We start from the raw sequence: 1,937 nt of genomic DNA, 5'->3' as shown, positions 1-1,937 counted from the left end.
GCATCTAAATCACCGAAGATAGAAAGAGTCAGTGTCGTTGTATTTAAATCAATCTTACGTAGTTCCATAGCGATATCTCCTTTTGAGTATGTATGGACAGCTGCACTGAATGTGCCAACTTTTATGTTTATATTTTTCAATAGCTTAACTCGATCGCTAATCTCTATCTCATATTGAGAAAGTCGGTTTCTCAATATGAGAACTAAAAATGGGTGAACATTTGAGACTCATAAGCCATTAATTGCATGAATGAAATTGAAAGTTAAATAAGGTTGGCGTGTGGATCGCATCTTCTAGCAAAGGTTGTCTACCTACGTGTCAGAACGCTTAGGATTAAAGGCGTTTGTTGAGCACTACAGATATCAATACGGAGCAGATGATGAGATTAACTAAATTGGCGATAGCAACTCTATGGGCGTGTTCGCTTTCTTCTCATTCATCCTATTTACCTCCCGACCATTTGGTACTGGCCAATACATACCAACAAGGCATTGATGTTTCTGAATACTGGAAGAGTGAAAAGCTTGATGGGATTCGTGCTCTTTGGGACGGACAACACCTTTATACTCGAAATGGGAATCGCATTTACTCACCGAAGTGGTTTACAAAAAACTTACCGAAGGTACACCTTGAAGGGGAGCTCTGGGCAGGAAGAGGAAAGTTCCACTTAGTCCAATCTACCGTCCTCGATCACACACCTAGTGATGTTGCGTGGCGCCAAATAGACTTGATGCTGTTTGATATGCCAGGGGCGACTGGCGATTATCAAAAGCGCTATTACAACATATTGCATTGGGTAAGTATGATTGGAGAACCTCATGTCAGCTACATCGAACATGTACCTATTCAAAATGAAGAAGCTCTGTTTTATCAATTAGACAATGTCGATGAACGTAATGGCGAAGGTTTGATGCTCAGAAAGATCACCAGTCGTTATCAAGCAGGTCGAAGCAATGACCTGTTAAAACTAAAAAGGCATCACGATGCCGAAGCCACAGTTATTGGCTACAAAGGCGGGACAGGGAAGTATAAAGGGATGATGGGTTCGATTTTGGTTCACACGGAAGAAGGGGTTGAGTTTTATATCGGAAGCGGGTTCAGTGATCAAATGAGACTTGCGCCGCCTGAGATCGGCAGCCGTATTACCTTTCGCTACAATGGCTTTACTCAAAATGGAAAACCCAAGTTTGCGCGCTTCGTTAGAGAAAAGAGTGAGTATTAATACCAATCAGATTGTTCAGTACAATATAGTCATACACACAGTAAACGAAAAAGAGCTCTGAATATCAGAGCTCTTTTTCGTATTCAATATCAGGGATACCGGTTGAGTGAGTTAGAACTCAGCGAGAGCTAAATTCTAACTGCACATCGTCGTCTTGTTTGTGCATCCAGTGCAGACGCATACCTAGCATAATAGCTGCAGACGTTAGACCAACAATGAACCCAACCCAGAAACCGTGCGCGCCCATAGGCTCAACAATCCAATCTTTCATTCCTAAAATGTAGCCAATAGGAAGACCAAGCAACCAGTAAGCAACGAAAGTAATGTTGAAGATCGAACGCATGTCTTTGTATCCACGCAAAGCCCCTGCAGCGATAACTTGGATTGCGTCAGTACATTGATAAACTGCAGCGAACAATAGTAATTGCATTGCAACAGTAATTACCGCCGTATTCTCTGTGTACAGTAACGAAACTTGCTCTCTGAATAGTACCGTCAATGTAGCTGTCATTAGGGCTGTGACTAAACCAACAATGATTCCCACGTGTGTCGCGATTTTCGCTCCTTCAGTGTTGTTTTCACCCAACTTATGACCAACACGAATACTCACGGCGGCACCGATACTCATTGGTATCATAAATATCAGTGACGAGAAGTTAATTGCAACCTGGTGTGCGGCGACAACCAAAGACCCAAGAGGGGCAACCAACAGAGA

Annotated in this window: 2 protein-coding genes and 1 pseudogene; 1 reads left to right on the top strand and 2 read right to left on the bottom strand. The window is 42.7% G+C overall.

All coding sequences use genetic code 11. From position 1 onward, the window contains the following. Window positions 1-194 (bottom strand): annotated as a pseudogene (locus AB4653_RS23790) (anti-anti-sigma factor); the annotation flags it as partial. 185 nt (window positions 195-379) lie between these two features. Between AB4653_RS23790 and AB4653_RS23785 the strand changes: the two are divergent. Further along, window positions 380-1,222, top strand: coding sequence for a DNA ligase (locus AB4653_RS23785; protein WP_009846756.1), 843 nt, complete (start codon window positions 380-382; stop codon window positions 1,220-1,222). Between the two features lie 118 nt (window positions 1,223-1,340). On the opposite strand, the gene AB4653_RS23780 is transcribed toward AB4653_RS23785, so the two are convergent. Beyond that, on the bottom strand, window positions 1,341-1,937 hold a 597-nt coding region (locus AB4653_RS23780), incomplete at its 5' end, for an MATE family efflux transporter (protein WP_372105480.1).

It is taken from the genome of Vibrio sp. 10N.222.48.A3 (genome assembly GCF_041475345.1).
GTDB lineage: Bacteria > Pseudomonadota > Gammaproteobacteria > Enterobacterales > Vibrionaceae > Vibrio > Vibrio tasmaniensis_A.
Note: the sequence above shows the minus strand (reverse complement) of the source record. Positions and strands in the feature narration are given on the sequence as shown.